The organism is Streptomyces sp. NPDC048411 (genome assembly GCF_040704695.1).
GTDB lineage: Bacteria > Actinomycetota > Actinomycetes > Streptomycetales > Streptomycetaceae > Streptomyces.
Genome location: NZ_JBEZKL010000142.1, coordinates 1 through 18,516, shown reverse-complemented (window position 1 = coordinate 18,516; position 18,516 = coordinate 1). Strand labels below are relative to the sequence as shown.

17 protein-coding genes and 1 pseudogene are annotated in these 18,516 nt (G+C 71.7%); 12 read left to right on the top strand and 6 right to left on the bottom strand.

The features are described from left to right. Positions 1-103: 103 nt before the first annotated feature. Together AB0915_RS32745 and AB0915_RS32740 are read right to left on the bottom strand one after the other, a co-directional pair. Positions 104-265, bottom strand: a complete 162-nt coding sequence (locus tag AB0915_RS32745; protein WP_366694522.1) for a hypothetical protein — start codon at positions 263-265, stop codon at positions 104-106. 73 nt (positions 266-338) lie between these two features. Then, positions 339-1,049 carry an NUDIX domain-containing protein gene (locus tag AB0915_RS32740; protein ID WP_366694521.1) on the bottom strand — a complete coding sequence of 237 codons (711 nt, stop codon included), beginning with the start codon at positions 1,047-1,049 and terminating at the stop codon, positions 339-341. 133 nt (positions 1,050-1,182) lie between these two features. Here AB0915_RS32740 and AB0915_RS32735 point away from each other — a divergent pair, with 133 nt between their 5' ends. From AB0915_RS32735 to AB0915_RS32715, 5 genes are read left to right on the top strand one after another with little or no spacing between them, the layout of a single operon-like run. Next, entirely contained in the window at positions 1,183-1,977 is a 795-nt protein-coding gene (locus AB0915_RS32735; RefSeq protein ID WP_366694520.1) for a TIGR03084 family metal-binding protein, read from the top strand. Then, positions 1,974-3,689 (top strand): acyclic terpene utilization AtuA family protein, encoded by a 1,716-nt coding sequence (locus AB0915_RS32730; protein ID WP_366694519.1) that lies wholly within the window; start codon positions 1,974-1,976, stop codon positions 3,687-3,689. The genes AB0915_RS32735 and AB0915_RS32730 overlap by 4 nt, the downstream gene beginning before the upstream one ends. Then, positions 3,686-5,284 carry a carboxyl transferase domain-containing protein gene (locus tag AB0915_RS32725; RefSeq protein WP_366694518.1) on the top strand — a complete coding sequence of 533 codons (1,599 nt, stop codon included), beginning with the start codon at positions 3,686-3,688 and terminating at the stop codon, positions 5,282-5,284. The genes AB0915_RS32730 and AB0915_RS32725 overlap by 4 nt, the downstream gene beginning before the upstream one ends. 8 nt (positions 5,285-5,292) lie before the next feature. Then, positions 5,293-7,353, top strand: a complete 2,061-nt coding sequence (locus AB0915_RS32720; RefSeq protein ID WP_366694517.1) for a biotin carboxylase N-terminal domain-containing protein — start codon at positions 5,293-5,295, stop codon at positions 7,351-7,353. Beyond that, positions 7,350-8,546, top strand: a complete 1,197-nt coding sequence (locus AB0915_RS32715; RefSeq protein WP_366694516.1) for an acyl-CoA dehydrogenase family protein — start codon at positions 7,350-7,352, stop codon at positions 8,544-8,546. Before AB0915_RS32720 ends, AB0915_RS32715 begins: the two co-directional genes overlap by 4 nt. 443 nt (positions 8,547-8,989) lie before the next feature. Here AB0915_RS32715 and AB0915_RS32710 read toward each other — a convergent pair whose 3' ends face one another. Both AB0915_RS32710 and AB0915_RS32705 read right to left on the bottom strand, forming a co-directional pair. Beyond that, on the bottom strand, positions 8,990-9,406 hold the full coding sequence (locus AB0915_RS32710) for a peptidoglycan-binding domain-containing protein (protein WP_366694515.1): 417 nt from the start codon (positions 9,404-9,406) through the stop codon (positions 8,990-8,992). Positions 9,407-9,513: 107 nt separating this feature from the next. Then, entirely contained in the window at positions 9,514-10,527 is a 1,014-nt protein-coding gene (locus AB0915_RS32705; protein WP_366694514.1) for an AraC family transcriptional regulator, read from the bottom strand. A 260-nt stretch (positions 10,528-10,787) separates the two neighbouring features. Here AB0915_RS32705 and AB0915_RS32700 point away from each other — a divergent pair, with 260 nt between their 5' ends. From AB0915_RS32700 to AB0915_RS32690, 3 genes are read left to right on the top strand one after another with little or no spacing between them, the layout of a single operon-like run. Next, positions 10,788-11,525: an enoyl-CoA hydratase family protein gene (locus AB0915_RS32700; protein WP_366694513.1), complete on the top strand. Its 738-nt coding sequence runs from the start codon at positions 10,788-10,790 to the stop codon at positions 11,523-11,525. After that, complete coding sequence (locus AB0915_RS32695; protein WP_327244965.1) at positions 11,513-12,106, top strand: TetR/AcrR family transcriptional regulator; 594 nt, start codon at positions 11,513-11,515, stop codon at positions 12,104-12,106. Before AB0915_RS32700 ends, AB0915_RS32695 begins: the two co-directional genes overlap by 13 nt. Before the next feature lie 13 nt (positions 12,107-12,119). Next, positions 12,120-12,749 carry a hypothetical protein gene (locus AB0915_RS32690; RefSeq protein WP_366694512.1) on the top strand — a complete coding sequence of 210 codons (630 nt, stop codon included), beginning with the start codon at positions 12,120-12,122 and terminating at the stop codon, positions 12,747-12,749. Here AB0915_RS32690 and AB0915_RS32685 read toward each other — a convergent pair. After that, complete coding sequence (locus AB0915_RS32685) at positions 12,730-13,839, bottom strand: citrate synthase 2 (protein ID WP_366694523.1); 1,110 nt, start codon at positions 13,837-13,839, stop codon at positions 12,730-12,732. The genes AB0915_RS32690 and AB0915_RS32685 overlap by 20 nt on opposite strands. A 224-nt stretch (positions 13,840-14,063) precedes the next feature. On the opposite strand from AB0915_RS32685, the gene pdxH reads away from it, so the two are divergent. Together pdxH and AB0915_RS32675 are read left to right on the top strand one after the other, a co-directional pair. Next, complete coding sequence (gene pdxH / locus AB0915_RS32680) at positions 14,064-14,690, top strand: pyridoxamine 5'-phosphate oxidase (RefSeq protein WP_366133709.1); 627 nt, start codon at positions 14,064-14,066, stop codon at positions 14,688-14,690. Between the two features lie 366 nt (positions 14,691-15,056). Further along, positions 15,057-16,403 carry a PAS domain-containing protein gene (locus AB0915_RS32675; protein ID WP_366694511.1) on the top strand — a complete coding sequence of 449 codons (1,347 nt, stop codon included), beginning with the start codon at positions 15,057-15,059 and terminating at the stop codon, positions 16,401-16,403. A gap of 69 nt (positions 16,404-16,472) precedes the next feature. Here AB0915_RS32675 and AB0915_RS32670 read toward each other — a convergent pair whose 3' ends face one another. Further along, positions 16,473-17,228, bottom strand: a complete 756-nt coding sequence (locus AB0915_RS32670) for an SIS domain-containing protein (RefSeq protein ID WP_366694510.1) — start codon at positions 17,226-17,228, stop codon at positions 16,473-16,475. Between the two features lie 202 nt (positions 17,229-17,430). Between AB0915_RS32670 and AB0915_RS32665 the strand changes: the two genes are divergently transcribed. Together AB0915_RS32665 and AB0915_RS32660 are read left to right on the top strand one after the other, a co-directional pair. Then, complete coding sequence (locus AB0915_RS32665) at positions 17,431-18,123, top strand: metal-dependent transcriptional regulator (RefSeq protein ID WP_366694509.1); 693 nt, start codon at positions 17,431-17,433, stop codon at positions 18,121-18,123. 190 nt (positions 18,124-18,313) lie between these two features. Further along, positions 18,314-18,516 (top strand): annotated as a pseudogene (locus AB0915_RS32660) (hypothetical protein); the annotation flags it as partial.

The following is an 18,516-nucleotide window of genomic DNA, read 5'->3' as shown; positions in this document are numbered from 1 at the left end:
AGGTGGCTCCGCCACATGACCTGCGACACCGCACGCCGATCGCACGCACCGACCACCGCTGCGCCCGCGCTGCGCGCGGACGACGGGGAACTCAGGACAGGCCCTAGGAGTTGTCCGGCTGCGGCGTCGGGTTGACGGTGTCGAAATACAGCCGGTCGGTCACCGGGTCCAGGAAGAACCGCCCGGCGTAGCCGGACCCCGTGAGGTGCCTGTCGTACGCCGCACTGTGCGTCCAGCGGGCCCGGCCGGGCAGGAACTCCGGCACCGCACGAGCCGGCCGCCCGGGCCACCCTCCGTGCGCGGGCTCTCGTCGGACTCCGGCTCTCCGGTCCGCGCCCTCACCACGCGCAGGCCGCATCCAGGTCCCCCACTGAGTCGGCGAGTTCCGCCGGAGGCGCCGGCCAGCCGAAGGTGTGCCAGTGGGCGATCCGCCAGGACAGCCGACGGGGCCACAGCGGGGTGGTGGGCAACTCGGGGACAGGGACCCAGACCGGGACGCCGCCGTAGTTGTCCAGCGTCTCCGGTGCGCCCACCTCGCCCTCCGTCTCCATCGTGAAGTAGTGGCCCCGGGTGCCGCGCCGCCAGATCCGGGCCACCTCGCGCACGACCGTCCCGCGCAGGCCGGTCTCCTCCCGGAGCTCACGGACCGCCGCCATCTCCGGCGTCTCGCCGGCCTCGACCCCGCCGCCCGGGATCTCGTACCAGGTCCGGCCGCCCTCGACGAGGCCGATCAGCAGCATGTGCCGGTCACGGATGACGATCGCGCCGCCGCGCACCCGGGTCGGCGCGGCTGCGGTCGGGTCGTCCAGGGCGGCCGCGCCCTGCGTGAGCGTTCCTTGCGACCAGGCGCGGAGAACCTTTTCCGCGGTGCCGACCGGACGTATCCGGGCGTGCAGCGCCTCGGTCAGGGACAGGGCGACGGATGGGCCGGCGGCAGTACGGCCGTCGCCCGGGAAGGTGTAGTAGATGCCGCTCTTGTCCCGATACCGCTCCAGGACAAGCCCGTTGTCGTCGAAACGCACGCCCGTGGTGCGAGGTTCGTCAGCCATCGGCGGAGGCTAGCAGTCGAGTCCCGGACCGTCGGTGGAGGCGGACGCATCAATTAATGCAAGCATGCTTGATTGTTTCCTGGTCCGCTGACATGCTCCTCGGCACACCGCCATGCCCCGAGGGGAGCGCACCGTGTCCGACGCCGCAGCCGTGCTCGACGATCTGTGCGACGAGAACGACGAACTCGACTCACTCGTTGCGGAGTTGAGCGCCGATCGGTGGGCCCGGCCGACCCCCGCCGAACGCTGGACCATCGCCCATCAGATCGCCCATCTGACCTGGACCGACGAGGTCGCCCTGCTTGCCGCCACCGATCCGGATGCCTTCGCGGTGGAGGTGACCAGGGCCCAGGCGGCCCCCGACAGCTTTGTCGATCAGGCGGCCGAGGAGATCGTTGCCGTGCCGCCGGCCGCGTTGCTCGCGCGCTGGCGCGACGGGCGTGAGCGGCTCGGGCGCGCCCTGCGCGACGCCCCGCCCGGCACCCGCATCCCCTGGTACGGCCCGCCCATGAGCGTCGCGTCCATGGCAACCGCGCGGCTCATGGAGACCTGGGCCCACGGACAGGACATCGCCGACGCCCTCGGTGTCGTGCGCGCCCCGACCGCCCGGCTGCGGCACGTCGCCCGGATCGGAGTGCGCGCCCGCGACTACGCGTTCCTCGTACGGGGGATCAAGGCACCCCGTGACGAGTTCCGGGTCGAACTCGCCGCACCTGACGGTGAGGTGATCGCGTACGGACCCGAGGGCGCCACGCAGCGCGTCACCGGACCGCTGTACGACTTCTGTCTGCTCGTCACCCAGCGCGCCCACCGGCTCGACCTGGCCGTGCGCGCTGTCGGGGACGACGCCGACCAGTGGCTCGACATCGCACAGGCCTTCGCCGGGCCGCCCGGTCCCGGCCGCGCGCCCAAGGGCGGTGCGCGGTGACCGCCGCGCCGCTGCGGATCGGGAACGCCTCCGGCTTCTACGGCGACCGCTTCGACGCCATGCGCGAGATGCTCACCGGCGGCCCCCTCGACGTCCTCACCGGCGACTATCTCGCCGAACTGACCATGCTCATCCTCGGGCGGAGCCGAATCAAGGATCCGAACCGCGGGTACGCCACCACCTTCCTGCGCCAGCTCGAAGAGGGTCTCGGGCTCGCGCACGAAGGCGGGGTGAAGATCGTCGCCAACGCCGGAGGGCTCAATCCGGCCGGACTGGCCGAAGCGGTCAGGGAGTTGGCGGAGAAGGTGGGTGTGCCGGTGCGCGTCGCGCATGTCGAGGGCGACAGCCTGCCCGTCCCCGAAGGGTTCCTCACCGCCAACGCATACCTCGGGGGCGCGGGCATCACCGCCTGCCTGCGCGCCGGAGCCGATGTCGTCGTCACCGGCCGGGTCACCGACGCAGCCCTCGTCACGGGTCCCGCCGCGGCCCACTTCGGCTGGGAACCCGACGACCACGACGCGCTCGCCGGTGCCCTCGTCGCCGGGCACGTGCTGGAGTGCGGCACCCAGGCGACCGGCGGGAACTACTCCTTCTTCCGCGGCCACGACATCCGCCGCCCCGGCTTCCCGCTCGCCGAGATCCACGCCGACGGGACGTCCGTCATCACCAAGCACGACGGTACGGGCGGCGTCGTCGACACCGGGACCGTCACCGCCCAGCTCCTGTACGAGACCGGAGGCGCCCGGTACGCCGGACCGGACGTGACCGCCCGGCTCGACACCGTACGGCTGACGCAGGACGGACCGGACCGCGTACGGATCTCCGGAGTGCGCGGGGAGGCTCCGCCGCCCACGCTCAAGGTCGGGCTCAACCGGCTCGGCGGCTGGCGCAACGAAGTCGTCTTCGTGCTCACCGGACTCGACATCGAGGCCAAGGCGCAGCTGGTGCAGGACCAGTTCGCGCAGGCGCTCGCCCGGACCCGTACGCAGCCCGACGAGGTGCGGTGGGAGCTGGCCCGAACCGACAGGGCCGACGCCGACACCGAGGAGAGAGCCGGCGCCCTGCTCCGGCTCGTCGTCCGCGACCAGGACCCGGAGACGGTCGGACGCACCGTCTCCGGGGCCGCGATCGAGCTGGCCCTCGGCAGCTACCCGGGCTTTCACGTCACCGCCCCGCCCGGCAAGGGCGCGCCCTACGGGGTGTTCGAGGCGAGGTACGTACCGGCGGGAGAGGTCGACCACGTCGCCGTACTGCCGGACGGGCGGCGGGAGGACATGGCAACACCGGTACAGGTGAGGGAGCTCGAGAGCGTGGACGAGCCATCCCTTCCCGAGCCGCTGCCCACCGGGATCACCCGGCTCGCCCCGCTCGGCCGCATCGCGGGCGCCCGCAGCGGCGACAAGGGCGGGGACGCCAACGTCGGCGTCTGGGTCCGTACCGACGACGCCTGGCGCTGGCTCGCGCATGAGCTCACCGTCGAGCGGTTCCAGGAACTGCTCCCGGAGACTGCCGGGTTGACCGTCGTGCGGCATGTCCTGCCGAACCTCCGTGCGCTGAACTTCGTCGTCCGCGGGCTCCTCGGCGAAGGCGTCGCCGCGCAGGCCCGTTTCGATCCGCAGGCCAAGGCGGTGGGGGAGTGGCTGCGGTCCCGGCATCTCCCCGTCCCCGTGAACCTGCTCGAGTCCACCGACGCACCGGAGGCGCACGCATGACCGTCCTGGCCACCGGGCTCGACACCGCGAGCCCCGAATACGCCGCCAACCGCGCCGCCATGCTGACCAAGCTCGCCGACCTCGACACCGAGCACGCCAAGGCCCTCGCGGGCGGCGGCGAGAAGTACACCGAGCGGCACCGCAGGCGCGGCAAGCTCCTCGCCCGGGAACGGATCGAGCTGCTCGTCGACCCCGACACCCCGTTCCTGGAACTGTCGCCGCTCGCCGCCTGGGGCAGCGAGTACGCGGTAGGCGCCTCGCTCGTCACCGGCATCGGCGTCGTCGAGGGCGTGGAGTGCCTGATCACCGCCAACGACCCGACCGTACGCGGTGGCGCCTCCAACCCCTGGACCCTGAAGAAGGCCCTGCGCGCCAACGAGATCGCCTTCGCCAACCGGCTGCCGTGCATCAGCCTTGTCGAATCGGGCGGGGCGGACCTGCCGTCCCAGAAGGAGATCTTCATCCCCGGCGGCGCACTCTTCCGCGACCTCACCCGGCTCTCCGCCGCCGGAATCCCGACCGTCGCGGTCGTCTTCGGGAACTCGACCGCCGGCGGGGCGTACGTCCCCGGCATGTCCGACCACACCGTCATGATCAAGGAGCAGTCCAAGGTCTTCCTCGGCGGACCGCCGCTCGTGAAGATGGCGACCGGCGAGGAGAGCGACGACGAGTCCCTCGGAGGCGCCGACATGCACGCCCGCACCTCCGGGCTCGCCGACCATTTCGCCGTCGACGAGCACGACGCGCTCCGCCAGGCGCGGCGAATCGTCGCCCGGCTCAACTGGCGCAAGGCACACGCCGATCCGGGACCCGCCGAACCACCGAAGTACGACGAGGAGGAGCTCCTCGGCATCGTGCCCGGCGATCTGAAGGACCCGTTCGATCCACGTGAGGTCATCGCGCGGCTCGTCGACGGCTCGGACTTCGACGCGTTCAAGCCGCTGTACGGGACCAGCCTCGTCACTGGCTGGGCCCAGCTGCACGGTTACCCCGTCGGCATCCTCGCCAACGCCCAGGGCGTGCTGTTCAGCGAGGAGTCGCAGAAGGCCGCCCAGTTCATCCAGCTCGCCAACCAGCGCGACATCCCGCTCCTCTTCCTCCACAACACCACCGGCTACATGGTCGGCAAGGAGTACGAGCAGGGCGGCATCATCAAACACGGCGCGATGATGATCAACGCGGTGTCCAACTCCAGGGTCCCGCACCTGTCCGTCCTGATGGGTGCCTCGTACGGGGCCGGGCACTACGGCATGTGCGGGCGCGCCTACGACCCCCGCTTCCTCTTCGCCTGGCCGGGCAGCAAATCCGCCGTCATGGGACCGCAGCAACTCGCGGGCGTGCTGTCCATCGTCGCCCGCGCCTCCGCCGCCGCGAAGGGACGGCCCTACGACGACGAGGCCGACGCCGGGCTGCGCGCCATGGTGGAGCAGCAGATCGAGTCCGAGTCGCTGCCGATGTTCCTCTCCGGGCGGCTGTACGACGACGGGGTCATCGACCCGCGCGACACCAGGACCGTCCTCGGGATCTGCCTGTCCGCGATCCACACCGCCCCGGTCGAAGGCGCCCGCGGCGGCTTCGGCATCTTCCGGATGTGAGGACGACCATGATCAGCACCCTGCTCGTCGCCAATCGGGGCGAGATCGCCTGCCGGATCTTCCGGACCTGCCGCGCCCTGGGCATCGCCACCGTCGCCGTGCACTCCGACGCGGATGCCGACGCGCTGCATGTCAGGGAAGCGGACGCGGCCGTACGGCTGCCGGGGGCCGCGCCCGCCGACACGTATCTGCGCGGCGATCTCGTCGTACGTGCCGCGCTCGCCGCGGGCGCCGACGCCGTGCACCCCGGCTACGGGTTCCTCTCCGAGAACGCCGGGTTCGCCCGGGCCGTGCAGGACGCCGGCCTCCTCTGGGTCGGCCCGCCGGCCAAGGCCATCGAGATGATGGCGTCCAAGACCCGCGCCAAGGAGCTGATGGCCGCCGCCGGAGTGCCGCTGCTCGCCCCCGTCGACCCGGCGAAGGCGACCGCGGACGATCTGCCGCTGCTGCTGAAGGCCGCGGCCGGTGGCGGCGGGCGCGGAATGCGGGTCGTACGGGAACTGAGCGCGCTGCCCGGCGAGATGGCGGCTGCCGCGGCCGAGGCGGCGAACGCCTTCGGGGACGGGGAAATCTTCGCCGAGCCGTACATCGAGCGCGGCCGGCACGTCGAGGTCCAGATCATGGCCGACGAGCACGGCACCGTATGGGCGCTCGGCACCCGCGACTGCTCGCTTCAGCGCCGCCACCAGAAGGTCATCGAGGAAGCACCCGCACCCGGCCTCGACGAGGCGCTGCGCACCCGGCTGCACGACGCGGCGACCGCCGCCGCCCGAGCCGTCGGCTACCGCGGCGCGGGCACCGTCGAGTTCCTCGTCACCGCCGACGGGCACCCCTGCTTCCTGGAGATGAACACCCGCCTCCAGGTCGAACACCCCGTCACCGAAGCCGTCTTCGGCCTCGACCTCGCCGCCCTGCAGCTCTCCGTCGCCGAAGGCGAACCCCTCCCGTCCCCCGCGCCCCCCGCCCCGGACGGGCACGCCGTCGAGGCCCGGCTCTACGCCGAGGACCCCGCCCGCGACTGGCAGCCCCGGACCGGACCGCTGCACACCCTCGACGTACCGGACGAACCCGGACTGCGCCTGGACACCGGGTACACCGGCGGCGACACCATCGGCGGGCACTACGACCCGATGCTCGCCAAGGTCATCGCCCACGCCCCCACTCGCACCCAGGCCGTACGGCTCCTCGCCCGCGCCCTGGAACGCACCCGCATCCACGGACCGGTCACCAACCGCGACCTGCTCGTACGGTCCCTGCGCCACCCCGACTTCACCGGCGCCCGCCTCGACACCGGCTTCTACGACCGCCACCTGGACGCCCTCACCGCCACCCCCGACGACGCCACGGACCGGAACCTCGCCGCCCTCGCCGCAACCGCCGCCGACGCCACCCGCCGCCGTTCCACCGGCACCCCGTGGAAGCCATACACCGGCGCCAACCCACCACGCCCCCCGGCGGCGTCCACCCCGTACCCGGGTGCCGCCGGCATCCAGTGGAAGCCGCACACCGGCGCCAACCCACCACGTTCCCCAGGTTCCCGCTTCGGCGCCTGGCGCAATGTCCCCTCGCAGCCCCAGACCAGGCGCTACCGCAGCGAACCCGACGGCACCGAACACGAGATCGCTTACCGCACCACCCGCGGCGGCGCGATCGAAGCCCCCGGCGCCCGGATCCTCACCGCCACCCCCGACCACGTCACCGTCGAGACGGACGACGGCGTCACCCACCGTTTCCGCCTCTCCGTCCATCAGGACCGGGTGTACGTGGACGGCGCCACCGGCTCGTACACCTTCATCGCCCTGCCCCGCTTCACCGAACCCACCGACCGCACCGACCCCGGCTCCCTGCTCGCCCCCATGCCCGGCACCGTCGTCCGGCTCGCGGACGGGCTCGTGGAGGGCGCGGCGGTCGAGGCGGGGCAACCGCTGATCTGGCTGGAGGCGATGAAGATGGAACACCGCATTCTCGCCCCTGCCTCCGGCACCCTCACCGCACTGCATGCCGCACCCGGCCTCCAGGTGGAGGTCGGCGCCCTGCTCGCCGTCGTACAGGAGGAACCGACCCCATGAGTACCGTCCTCGAAACCGAAGAGCAGCAAGCCCTGCGCGCCGCCGTCGCCGCACTCGGAAAGCGGTACGGGCGTGACTACATGACGTCCGTCGTGCGCGACGGAGCCCACCCCCGCGAACTGTGGACCGAAGCGGCCAAGCTCGGCTACCTCGGGGTGAACCTCCCGGAGGAGTACGGCGGTGGCGGCGGCGGCATGGCCGAACTCTCCATCGTCCTTGAGGAATTGGGTGCGGCGGGCTGTCCGCTGCTGATGATGGTGGTCTCTCCGGCGATCTGCGGCACCGTCATCGCCCGCTTCGGCACCGACACCCAGAAGCAGCAATGGCTCCCGGGTCTCGCGGACGGCTCCCTCACCATGGCCTTCGGCATCACCGAACCCGACGCCGGATCCAACTCCCACCGCATCACCACCACCGCCCGCCGCGACGGCGAGGACTGGCTGCTCACCGGGCGGAAGGTCTTCGTCTCCGGCGTCGACATCGCCGACGCCACCCTCATCGTCGGCCGCACCGAGGACGCCAGGACGGGGAGGCTCAAGCCCTGTCTCTTCATCGTCCCGCGCGACGCCCCCGGCTTCCGGCGCTCGCAGATCGACATGGAACTCCAGGCGCCGGAGAAGCAGTTCGAGCTCGTCCTCGACGACGTGCGGCTGCCCGCCGACGCCCTCGTCGGAGGGGGTACCTCCCGCTCGGGCGAAGCCGAGAGTGGGGGAGAGGACGCGGGTCTGCTCCAGCTCTTCGCCGGACTGAACCCCGAACGCATCATGACCGCCGCGTTCGGCATCGGCATGGGCCGCTACGCGCTCGGCCGCGCCGTCGAGTACGCGCAGACCCGGCAGGTGTGGAAGGAGCCGATCGGCTCCCACCAGGCCATCGCGCACCCCCTCGCCCAGGCCCACATCGAACTGGAACTGGCCCGGCTCATGATGCAGAAGGCCGCCCGCCTCTACGACGAGGGCGACGACATCGGCGCGGGCGAGGCCGCCAACATGGCGAAATACGCGGCGGGTGAGGCCTGCGTCAAGGCCGTCGACCAGGCCGTGCACACCCTCGGCGGCAACGGCCTCACCCGCGAATACGGCCTCGCGTCCCTGATCACCGCCGCCCGGGTGGCCCGGATCGCACCCGTCAGCCGGGAAATGATCCTGAACTACGTGTCCCATCAGTCCCTGGGTCTCCCCAAGTCGTACTGACAGACGCCATTCTGCCCCTCCACAGCGACACCGTGCGGGGCCGCCACGGCGATCAGGGGGCGGCCCCGCACGCCACCTCCCACGCGTCGTACGAGGGCCTGCCCGCCCGCCGCCACCCCGCCCATCCGCATCGAAGGAACCCAACCGCCATGGTGCACGTGTTCCGGAGCGACTACCCCGACGTCCAGCCCCTCGACACCGCCATCCACCGGTCGCCCCGTACAAGAAGGTCCGGCAGGTCGAGTTCATCGAGACGGTGCCGCGCGCGGTGTCCGGGAAGATCCTGCGCAGGGAACTGCGGGAACGGCAGGCGGGGCGCTGACCCTCTCGGGGCGGCCGGGCCGCATGGGCCGGTGCGCGTACGGCCGCATGGGCCGAAGCCCTCCGGTGAGGCTTCGGCCCATGCGGTGCGGACGGCGCGACGGCGACCGGTGAGGTGGTCGTCAGAACCTCGAAGGTACGTAGGTGTAGCAGTAGTTGTTGCCGCCGTAGTAGTCGTCGCCCTCCAGCAGCAGGTAGCCTCCGGTGCCCTTCCCCACGATGCCGTCCACAGTGAGGTTGAAGAGGGACGGGGCGGTGCGCTGGTACCACATCACCCAGCTCCTGGTGTCCGGGCCCCAGAGGCCGTCCTCGGCCAGCGGGCGGCCGTAGCCGTAGTCGTAGGCGATGTCGTTGAGGAGGTGCTGGACGCACCACACGCCGTGCGTGTTGTTGGCGTAGCCGTCGCCGATGTAGCCGGCGGTCGTCGACGCCTGGGCCTGGGTGACCGTGCCGGCGGTGAGGAGCGCGAGCCCGGCGGTGACGCCCGCCATCCTCACCAGAACGCTCCTGCGCCGGGCCTTGGCGGTCTTCGTAGCCATGGAGACTGTGTCCCTTCGTCGTCTCGGCCTCGCGGCGGCGCGGCCGTTGTCGGAACCCAGACTCTCCCGGGCCGTGTCCACGGACTATCCGGTTCGGAGCCGGGGAATCACGCGTTTGTGGATAGTCCGTGCCGCCCCTTCGAGGTATCCGAGGGCAGCCGCCCGTACGCCTGCCGGTACTCGGCGCTGAAGCGGCCGAGGTGCGTGAAACCCCAGCGGCAGGCGACCTCGGTGACCGATCCGGTGGCGTTCCCTTCGGCGATGGCCGTCAGTTCGCGGTGGGCATGGTCGAGCCGGACCCTGCGCAGGTAGGCCATGGGCGTGGTGTCCAGGTGCCTGCGGAAGCCCTCCCGCAGGGCCCGCACGCCGACCCGGGCGGCCTGCGCGATGTCGGAGACGGAGACGGCCTCGTCGGCGTGCACCTCGCAGTAGGCCGTCGCGCGGCGCAGGGCGCCCGGCAGCATCGTGGTGCCGACGCCGGGCACCTCGACGCTCCAGGAGTGGGCCTGGACGTCCAGCAGGGTGTCGACCAGCAGACGTTCGAAGTGCCGTACGCCCAGGCCGGGACGGTGCGCCAGCGGGGAGAGCAGGAACTGCCGGAAGGCGTCGACGAGCGCCAGCCAGGAACGCACGGCCGGGTCCGCCCGGTCCAGCAGGTGCCGGCGGAAACGCAGCGGCCTCTGCGGTACGTCGCCCAGGCGCACCGCGGCCACCTCGGTCATGGTGTCCCGGGACATGGCGAGTGCCCCGTTGACCGCCAGGTGGTCCCACTCCATCGAGACCACGTCGCCCGGTCCCGCCACGGACAACGAGGACGGCAGCGCGGTGCCGTTGACGACCACCACCCCGGCACCGGCCTGGGGAAGGATGGCGTTGTAGAAGCCGGGCAGATCCTGTGCCAGCAGCCGCACCGGAGCACCGTAGGCCAGGTCGTACAGCCCCACGGAGCCCTCGTGGAAGGCCCGGAACCTGCCCGGCAGCCGCTGAGGCCCCAGGATCGTCAGCCGGTGCGGCGACAGGCGCCGGCCCACGACCTGGCGCAGTTCCTCGATGTCTCCCCCTTCGTAGATCGGCACCGGCTCCGCCGTGCCGCCCCCCTGATCCAGTGCGTCGACCGCCACTGCCTGCCCCCGTTGCCGAACCGCATCCGACCGCCCCGCAACCTGCGGCGCCGTACAACTCTGCGACCCGGGCGCGCGGTGGGGCAAGGAGATTCGAACAGCTCCCGCTGGGCGTGTCGCGGACCTCGGGCCACCAGGACTTCTTCCGGCGTGCGCGCGCGACGAGGCTCGTCGAGTCCTCGAAATCATGCAAGCACGCTTGATTGTTCTTGCTCCCGCTGCCACGCTCGTCGAGGTGCCCCGCAGAAGGAGAGCGATCCATGAGCCAGCTCGCCCCGCCCGCCCATGAGCGCGGGATCACCACACTCACGCTGGACTCCCCGGCCAACCGCAACGCGCTGAGCGCCCCCCTGGTCGGCGAGCTGTCCGAGGCCCTCGACGCCTGCGCGGCCGATGACGCGGTCCGGGCCGTGGTCCTCACCCACACCGGGACCACGTTCTGTGCGGGGGCCGACCTGAAGGCGCCGGCCGACCCGCACACCTTCGTCGCCCTGATGCGGCGCATCGTGACGCTGCCCAAGCCGGTCGTGGCCCGGGTCACCGGGCATGTCCGGGCGGGCGGGTTCGGGCTTCTCGCATCCTGCGACATCTCGGTGGCGGGTCCGGCGGCGACGTTCGCCCTCACCGAGTCCCGCCTGGGCCTCGCCCCCGCCGTCATCTCCCTCCCGCTCTTGCCGCGCATGGACCCCCGCGCCACGGCCCGCTACTACCTCACCGGCGAACGCTTCGACGCGGCCGAGGCCGCCAGGACCGGCCTGGTGACGCTCGCCGCCGAGGACGCGGACCAGGCGCTCGTACCCGTACTGGACGGACTTCGCCGGGCCTCACCGCAGGGGCTGGCCGCATCGAAGGAGCTGGTCACAGCTACTGTGCGGGAGAGTTTCGACCAGTACGCCGAAGACCTCATCGCCCGCTCGGCAGCACTCTTCGCCTCTGCCGAGGCACGGGAAGGGATGACGGCCTTCCTCGAACGACGGGAGCCCGCATGGGTGTTGTGACGCCCCCCACCGACCGGACCCCCAAGCAGGACCGCAGCCGCGCCACCCGCCAACGGCTGCTCGAAGCCGCGGTCGCCTGCCTCGCCGAACACGGCTGGGCAGGCTCCACGGTCTCCGTCGTCGCCGAACACGCGGGGGTCTCCCGCGGCGCCGCCCAGCACCACTTCCCGACCCGCGAGGACCTGTTCACCGCCGCCGTCGAATACGTCGCCGAGGAACGCTCCGCCGCCCTGCGCGCCCTGCCCGTCCAGGGCCGCACGGCCGTCGTCGCCGCCCTCGTCGACCTCTACACGGGCCCGCTCTTCCGCGCCGCGCTCCAGCTCTGGGTCGCCGCCTCCAACGAATCCCAGCTCCGCCCCCGTGTCACCGAACTCGAAGCGCGCGTCGGCCGCGAGACCCACCGCATCGCTGTCGAACTCCTCGCCGCCGACGAGACGAAGCCCGGCGCGCGCGAAACCGTCCAGGGGCTCCTCGACATGGCCCGCGGCCTCGGGCTCGCCAACGTGCTGACCGATGACACGGCCCGGCGTCAGAGGGTCGTGGCACAGTGGGCGGCACTGCTGGACGACGCACTCGACTGACCTTGGGGGACCTGTGGGTGATTACTTCCAGACGATCGTCGACCTCGACGCCACCGAGCAGGATGCCGCACCACTCGGCGCCGGGCTCCTGGACTGGCTGATCGCCGACGGAATCGTCAGCGCCGAGCGCACCGACTGCGTCCTCGACGGAGACGGCTACGGCAACGCACCCGGTCCGAACTACGCCAGGGCCGTCGACGACCCGGAACCGGTCGAGCTGTGGAGCAACGGCCTCTACGTCGCGACCGGACGCACCGTCTTCGACAGCGGCCAGGGTGACGCGGGGGCTGCCACCTGTCCGCTCTGCGCCACCGAGTTCCGCCTCGTCGACGACACCTGGTGCCCCGTCGACAGCGCGTGGGCCCCGTTCGCGGGCCGGCTCGGCGCCTGGGCGAACGGCGGCGAAGGCGTCGTGGAGTGCCCGTCCTGCCGCCGGCCCTCCGGCATCGACCGCTGGAGCTGGGAGGACGACTACTACGCCTGCGGGCAGCTCGGCCTCACCTTCTGGAACTGGGCGGAGCTGACCCACGGCTTCGAACAGGAGGTGCGGCGCCGCCTCGGCGGACACCGCACCGTCACTCTCCGCGGCAAGCTCCAGCCGGGCTTGCGCAGCACCGGGACCGTCAGTTCGCCAGATCCGTGATCTGGCCGTACCCCTCGATCTCCCGCGGGTCGCGCGGCCCGGGACCGACATACCTCGCCGACGGCCGCACCAGGCGCCCCGTCCGCTTCTGCTCCAGGATGTGCGCCGACCATCCCGCCGTACGCGCGCACGTGAACATCGACGTGAACATGTGCGCCGGAACCTCCGCGAAGTCCAGCATGATCGCCGCCCAGAACTCCACGTTCGTCGCCAGCACCCGGTCCGGGCGCCGCGCGTGCAGCTCCTCCAGCGCGGCCTTCTCCAGCGCCTGGGCCACCTCGAACCGCGGCGCGCCCAGCTCCTTCGCCGTACGCCGCAGCACGCGCGCCCGCGGGTCCTCGGCCCGGTAGACCCGGTGTCCGAAGCCCATCAGCCGCTCACCCTTGTCCAGGGCCTTCCTCACGTACGCGGTGGCGTCACCGGTCCGCTCGATCTCCTCGATCATGCCGAGGACCCGGGACGGGGCGCCGCCGTGCAGCGGACCCGACATCGCGCCCACCGCACCGGACAGCGCGGCCGCCACATCGGCGCCGGTCGACGCGATGACCCGGGCGGTGAACGTGGACGCGTTCATGCCGTGCTCGGCGGCCGACGTCCAGTACGCGTCGACGGCCTTGACGTGCTTCGGGTCCGGCTCGCCGCGCCAGCGGATCATGAACCGCTCGACGACGGACTGCGCCTTGTCGATCTCGCTCTGCGGGACCATCGGCAGCCCCTGCCCGCGCGCCGACTGGGCGACGTAGGACAGCGCCATCACGGCGGCCCGCGCCAGATCGTTGCGGGCGGTCTCCTCGTCGATGTCGAGGAGCGGCCTCAGCCCCCAGACCGGCGCCAGCATGGCCAGCGCGGACTGCACATCGACCCGGATGTCACCCGAGTGGACCGGGATCGGGAACGGCTCGGCGGGCGGCAGCCCGGGGTTGAACGCCCCGTCGACCAACAGACCCCACACGTTCCCGAACGACACGTGGCCGACGAGATCCTCGATGTCGACCCCGCGGTAGCGGAGCGAGCCGCCTTCCTTGTCGGGTTCGGCGATCTCCGTCTCGAACGCGATGACTCCTTCGAGTCCGGGTACGAAGTCGGACATCATGCGGCTCCCTCGATCGACGGGCTGTATGGAGGCCACAGTGGCCTGCCCCAAGATATTGGCGGGTTCCCACGACGCGGGGAAGCGTGACATCCGGCACAGCCACCCGCTTCATCCGCGCGCGATTGAGAGCCCTCCGTACCGGGCAGACTCGGCCCCTGCGGCAGGATGGCCCCGTGCCCACCGCAGATTCCCCTTCCGATTCCACCACCGATCCGGCCGCGATGCGCGAGCAGTATCGCTCCGAGGGCTTTACCGAGGACACGCTCGACGCCGACCCCATGCAGCAGTTCGCCCACTGGTTCCGGCAGATCGCCGCAGGTGGAATGGTCTACGAACCGAACGCCATGGTGGTCTCCACGGCCACCCCCGACGGCCGCCCCTCCTCCCGGACGGTGCTGCTGAAGAAGTACGACGACCGCGGTTTCGTCTTCTTCACCAACTACGCCTCCCGCAAGGGCCGCGAGCTGGCCGCCAACCCGTACGTCTCCCTGCTCTTCCCCTGGCACCCGCTGGCCCGCCAGGTCATCATCACCGGCACTGCGGCCCGTGTCGCCCGCGAGGAGACAGTCGCCTACTTCCGCACCCGCCCGCACGGCTCCCAGCTGGGTGCCTGGGCGAGCGAGCAGTCGACGGTCATCGGCTCGCGCCAGGAACTCATCGACCGGTACGAGGAACTGGCGGCCCGCTACCCGGAGGGCGAACACATCCCCGCACCCCCCGAGTGGGGCGGCATCCGTGTCGTACCGGAGACGATCGAGTTCTGGCAGGGCCACGAGAACCGTCTCCACGACCGGCTGCGGTACGTACGCGAGGGCGAGGGCTGGCGAGTGGAACGCCTCAGCCCCTGACCGGCCCCGGACACGCAGAAACCCGCGGGCTCTGGTCCCTCCTTGCGGAGGAGCCGGCCGGATCTACCGGCGAGCCCGCGGGTCGGTGACTGCTTGGGTTTCGGCAGACAGCCTGCCGAGGTGCACGACGTGCGACGACGGGCTGTCAGCCCGCAGCCACCTCACGAATCCGATAAGACTGCACTTTTCGGATCACCTCCCTTCAACGTGTAAGGCACACACTAGGAACCTCTCCGGGACCGCACAACCCATTTATTGAGATCCCTCGGAGCACCGATTTCCTGGAAGTCGATGTGTGCTGAGTCACGTTCGAGTTCAATGACCTGACGTGTGGCAACGGCGGACACGTCCGGCAGGGGGTCCGGGATGAGCGTTTCCAGGAGCAGTGGGATCACCGACGCCCTCGGCCCCGATCCCATCCCCGGGTCGGAGCTGCTCGCGGCGCTGCTCGACGGCATGGACGCGGCGCTCTGCGCGTTCGACGCGGGCGGTGCGATCACTCACTGGAACCGTGAGGCGGAGCGGATTCTCGGCTGGACCGCCGAGGAAGCGGTGGGGCGGCCCGGGTTCGCGGGGTGGGCGGTGCGTCATGCGGACGCGGGTGAGGTGCACGGGCGGCTGATGGCGGCCATGGACGCGCCGGGCCGCCAGGTCCACGAGTTCGCGCTGCTGCGCAAGGACGGCGGCCGGGTGCTCGTACGGACCCAGTCGGCCGGGGTGCGGGGCGCGGACGGGAAGCCGGCCGGGGTGTACTGCGCGTTCGGCGAGGTGCACGCCCAGATCGACCTGGAGCGGTCGATCGCCCTCAGCGAGGCGCTGTTCGAGGACGCCTCCTGGGGCGTGGTCCTCGTCGACGTGGACCTGCGGCCGACGGTCGTCAACGCCTATGCGGCGCGGGCGCTCGGCGGCGGCCGTACGACGATGCTGGGACGTCCCCTCGGGGAGCTGCTCGTGCAGGGTGTCGAGGACCTGGAGGGCGCGCTGCAGCACGTCCTGGCCGAGGGGCCGCCGCCCGCGCCCGCCGACCTGTGGGTGACGCTGCGGACGGCGGCGGGGGACCGGCGGCGCTGCTGGCACAGCGGGTTCCTGCAGCTGGCGTCGCCGCTCGCGGAGGAGCCGGTTCCGTTGGGGGTCGGCTGGCTGTTCCAGGACGTGACGGCGGAGCGGCTGGCGGCGCAGGAAGCGGACCGGGTGCGGTTCCGGTCGAACCAGCTGCACCGGGCGTGCAGGTCGGCGGCCGAGTGCGAGGACCCGATGGAGGCGGCGATGTCCTACCTGGACTACGCGCTTGCGGGCTTCGCCGACCATGCGCTGATCGACCTGGTGGCGGGGGTGCGGCTGGTCCGGGCGGCGGCGACACCGGCCGACGCCCCCGGCCCGTGCCGGCCCGTGGCGGGAGGCGGCATTCCGCTCCGCTACGCCCCGGGCCACCCGGCGCTCGAGGCCGTGGACCGCACGGGCTCGGTCCGCGCGAGCGCCGGTGAGGCGCCGCGGGCCGGGGCCTGGGCGGCGGACCGTCAGTGGCCGGGCGACTCGGTCCATGCCCTGTGCGCGGTGCTGCGGAGCCGGGGCCGGACGCTGGGCGTGGTGACGTTCCTCCGGGCGGCGAACCGCAGCCCTTTCGAACGCCAGGACGCGACGTACGCGGAGAGCGTGGCGGCCCGGGTGGCAACAGCGGTGGACCTGTCCCGGGCACTGCCCGCAACCCCGTAGGGCCACTGATCCGGCCCGTCCGCCGTTCGAGGACGGCGCCGACCACTCGGGGAAGCCGCTGCCGCTGCCTCAGTGCCGGTAGAAGATCCGATCCGCGTACTGCGCCATCACGCGTCCGTTCCACTCGTGCCCGCCATCGACGTTCCCCGACCGCAGCAGCGGCGGCTCGATCCCCCGCTCCACCAGTCGCTCCGCGGCCGTCGCCATCATGGCCTGCATCACTGCACTGGTGACCACCGTCGAGGCGGGCGCGAACGGCGCCTCGATGCCCTCCGCCGTCAGCTCCGCGTCGCCGATCGCGATCTTGCTGTCGACGACGATGTCGCAGTGGTCCGGCAGGAACCCGCCCGAGACGTGCCGCGACCGGGTCCCGTCCGCGTAGGCGACCGACGTGACACCGATGACCTTCAGGCCGAGTGCCCGCGCGCCCGCCGCCATTTCGACGGGCAACGCGTTGCGCCCGGAGAGCGAGATGATCACCAGCAGGTCGCCGGCGTTCGCCGGGCTGGAGTCGAGCACGGCGCCGGCCAGCCCCTCGACCCGTTCCAGCGCCGAGCCGAGCGTCGCCGGCATGACATCGACGCCGAGTGTGCCGGGCACGGCGAGCAGGTTCATCAGGGCCAGTCCACCGGCCCGGTAGACGACGTCCTGGGCGGCGAGGGAGGAGTGGCCGGCGCCGAACGCGAAGAGCCGGCCGCCCGCTTCGACGGTGTCCGCGATCGCGGCCCCGGCTGCCGCGATCGGGCCGGCCTCCTCGTCGCGTACACGCTCCAGCAGGCCGATCGCTGCATCGAAGAACTGACCGGCCGGCTTGCTGTCGCTCATCGAGGAGGCCCTTTCCGCAGGGGTGGGGTATCCGTGCCGCGGATCACGTTGCGGTCTGGACCAGTGACCTGTCAATACCGTCCGGGACGCACACGGGCGGTCCGGGGTTCGGTCGGCACGGCACGGTTGTCAGCGGTATGCGTCAGAATTGACTGAGGGCCAGCGCACGACGTTTTTCATGTCACAGCATCGAGGGGCACGAATGTCCGGACTGATCGACACAACGGAGATGTATCTCCGCACCATCCTCGAACTCGAAGAGGAAGGCGTCGTTCCCATGCGCGCCCGGATCGCGGAACGGCTGGACCAGAGCGGTCCGACGGTCAGCCAGACGGTGGCGCGGATGGAGCGCGACGGTCTGGTGCAGGTCGCGGGCGACCGGCATCTGGAGCTGACGGAGGAGGGCCGTCGGCTGGCGACCCGGGTGATGCGCAAGCACCGCCTCGCCGAGTGCCTGCTCGTCGACGTGATCGGCCTGGAATGGGAGCAGGTGCACGCCGAGGCCTGCCGCTGGGAGCACGTGATGAGCGAGGCGGTGGAGCGGCGGGTGCTGGAGCTGCTGCGGCACCCGACGGAGTCCCCGTACGGGAATCCGATCCCGGGCCTGGAGGAGCTGGGCGAGAAGGCCGAGGCCGACCCGTTCCTGAACGCCGGCATGGTGAGCCTGTCGGAGCTCGACCCGGGAGCCGACGGCAAGACCGTGGTGGTGCGCCGGATCGGTGAGCCGATCCAGACGGACGCCCAGTTGATGTATACGTTGCGGCGGGCGGGCGTGCAGCCCGGTTCCGTGGTCAGCGTGACGCAGTCGCCGGGCGGGGTGCTGGTCGGCAGCGGCGGTGAGGCGGCGGAGCTGGGCGCCGAGGTCGCCTCGCACGTGTTCGTGGCCAAGCGCTGACCGGAGGCGGCCCGGGAGGGCCGCACGTGGACCATACGCCGGCCCGTACGCGGGACGCCGAAGCGTAACGTCCGGTTTCCGATTTTCCGTCCCGAATGGCAGCGGCCGGGCGCATCGCGTGCCAGGCTGTGGCTGAGCCATACCTGAGAGTGCCGGCCGCCTGGCCATGCGGGCGGGGAGGGAGCAGCGGATGCGCCCGTCGTACTGGCATGTGCAGCAGAGGGCGGCTGCCACGATCACGAGTGCCCGGACCGTCCCGCCCGTCAGCCCTGCTCAGAGGGGCAGGACTGCCCTCAAGGCCGCGGTGCTGACCGCGGTCCGCGAGATCGGCGATCGGCTGCGGGAGGCCGGGATCAGGGTCCGGATCGACGACCGCACCGACACCCCGTTCGG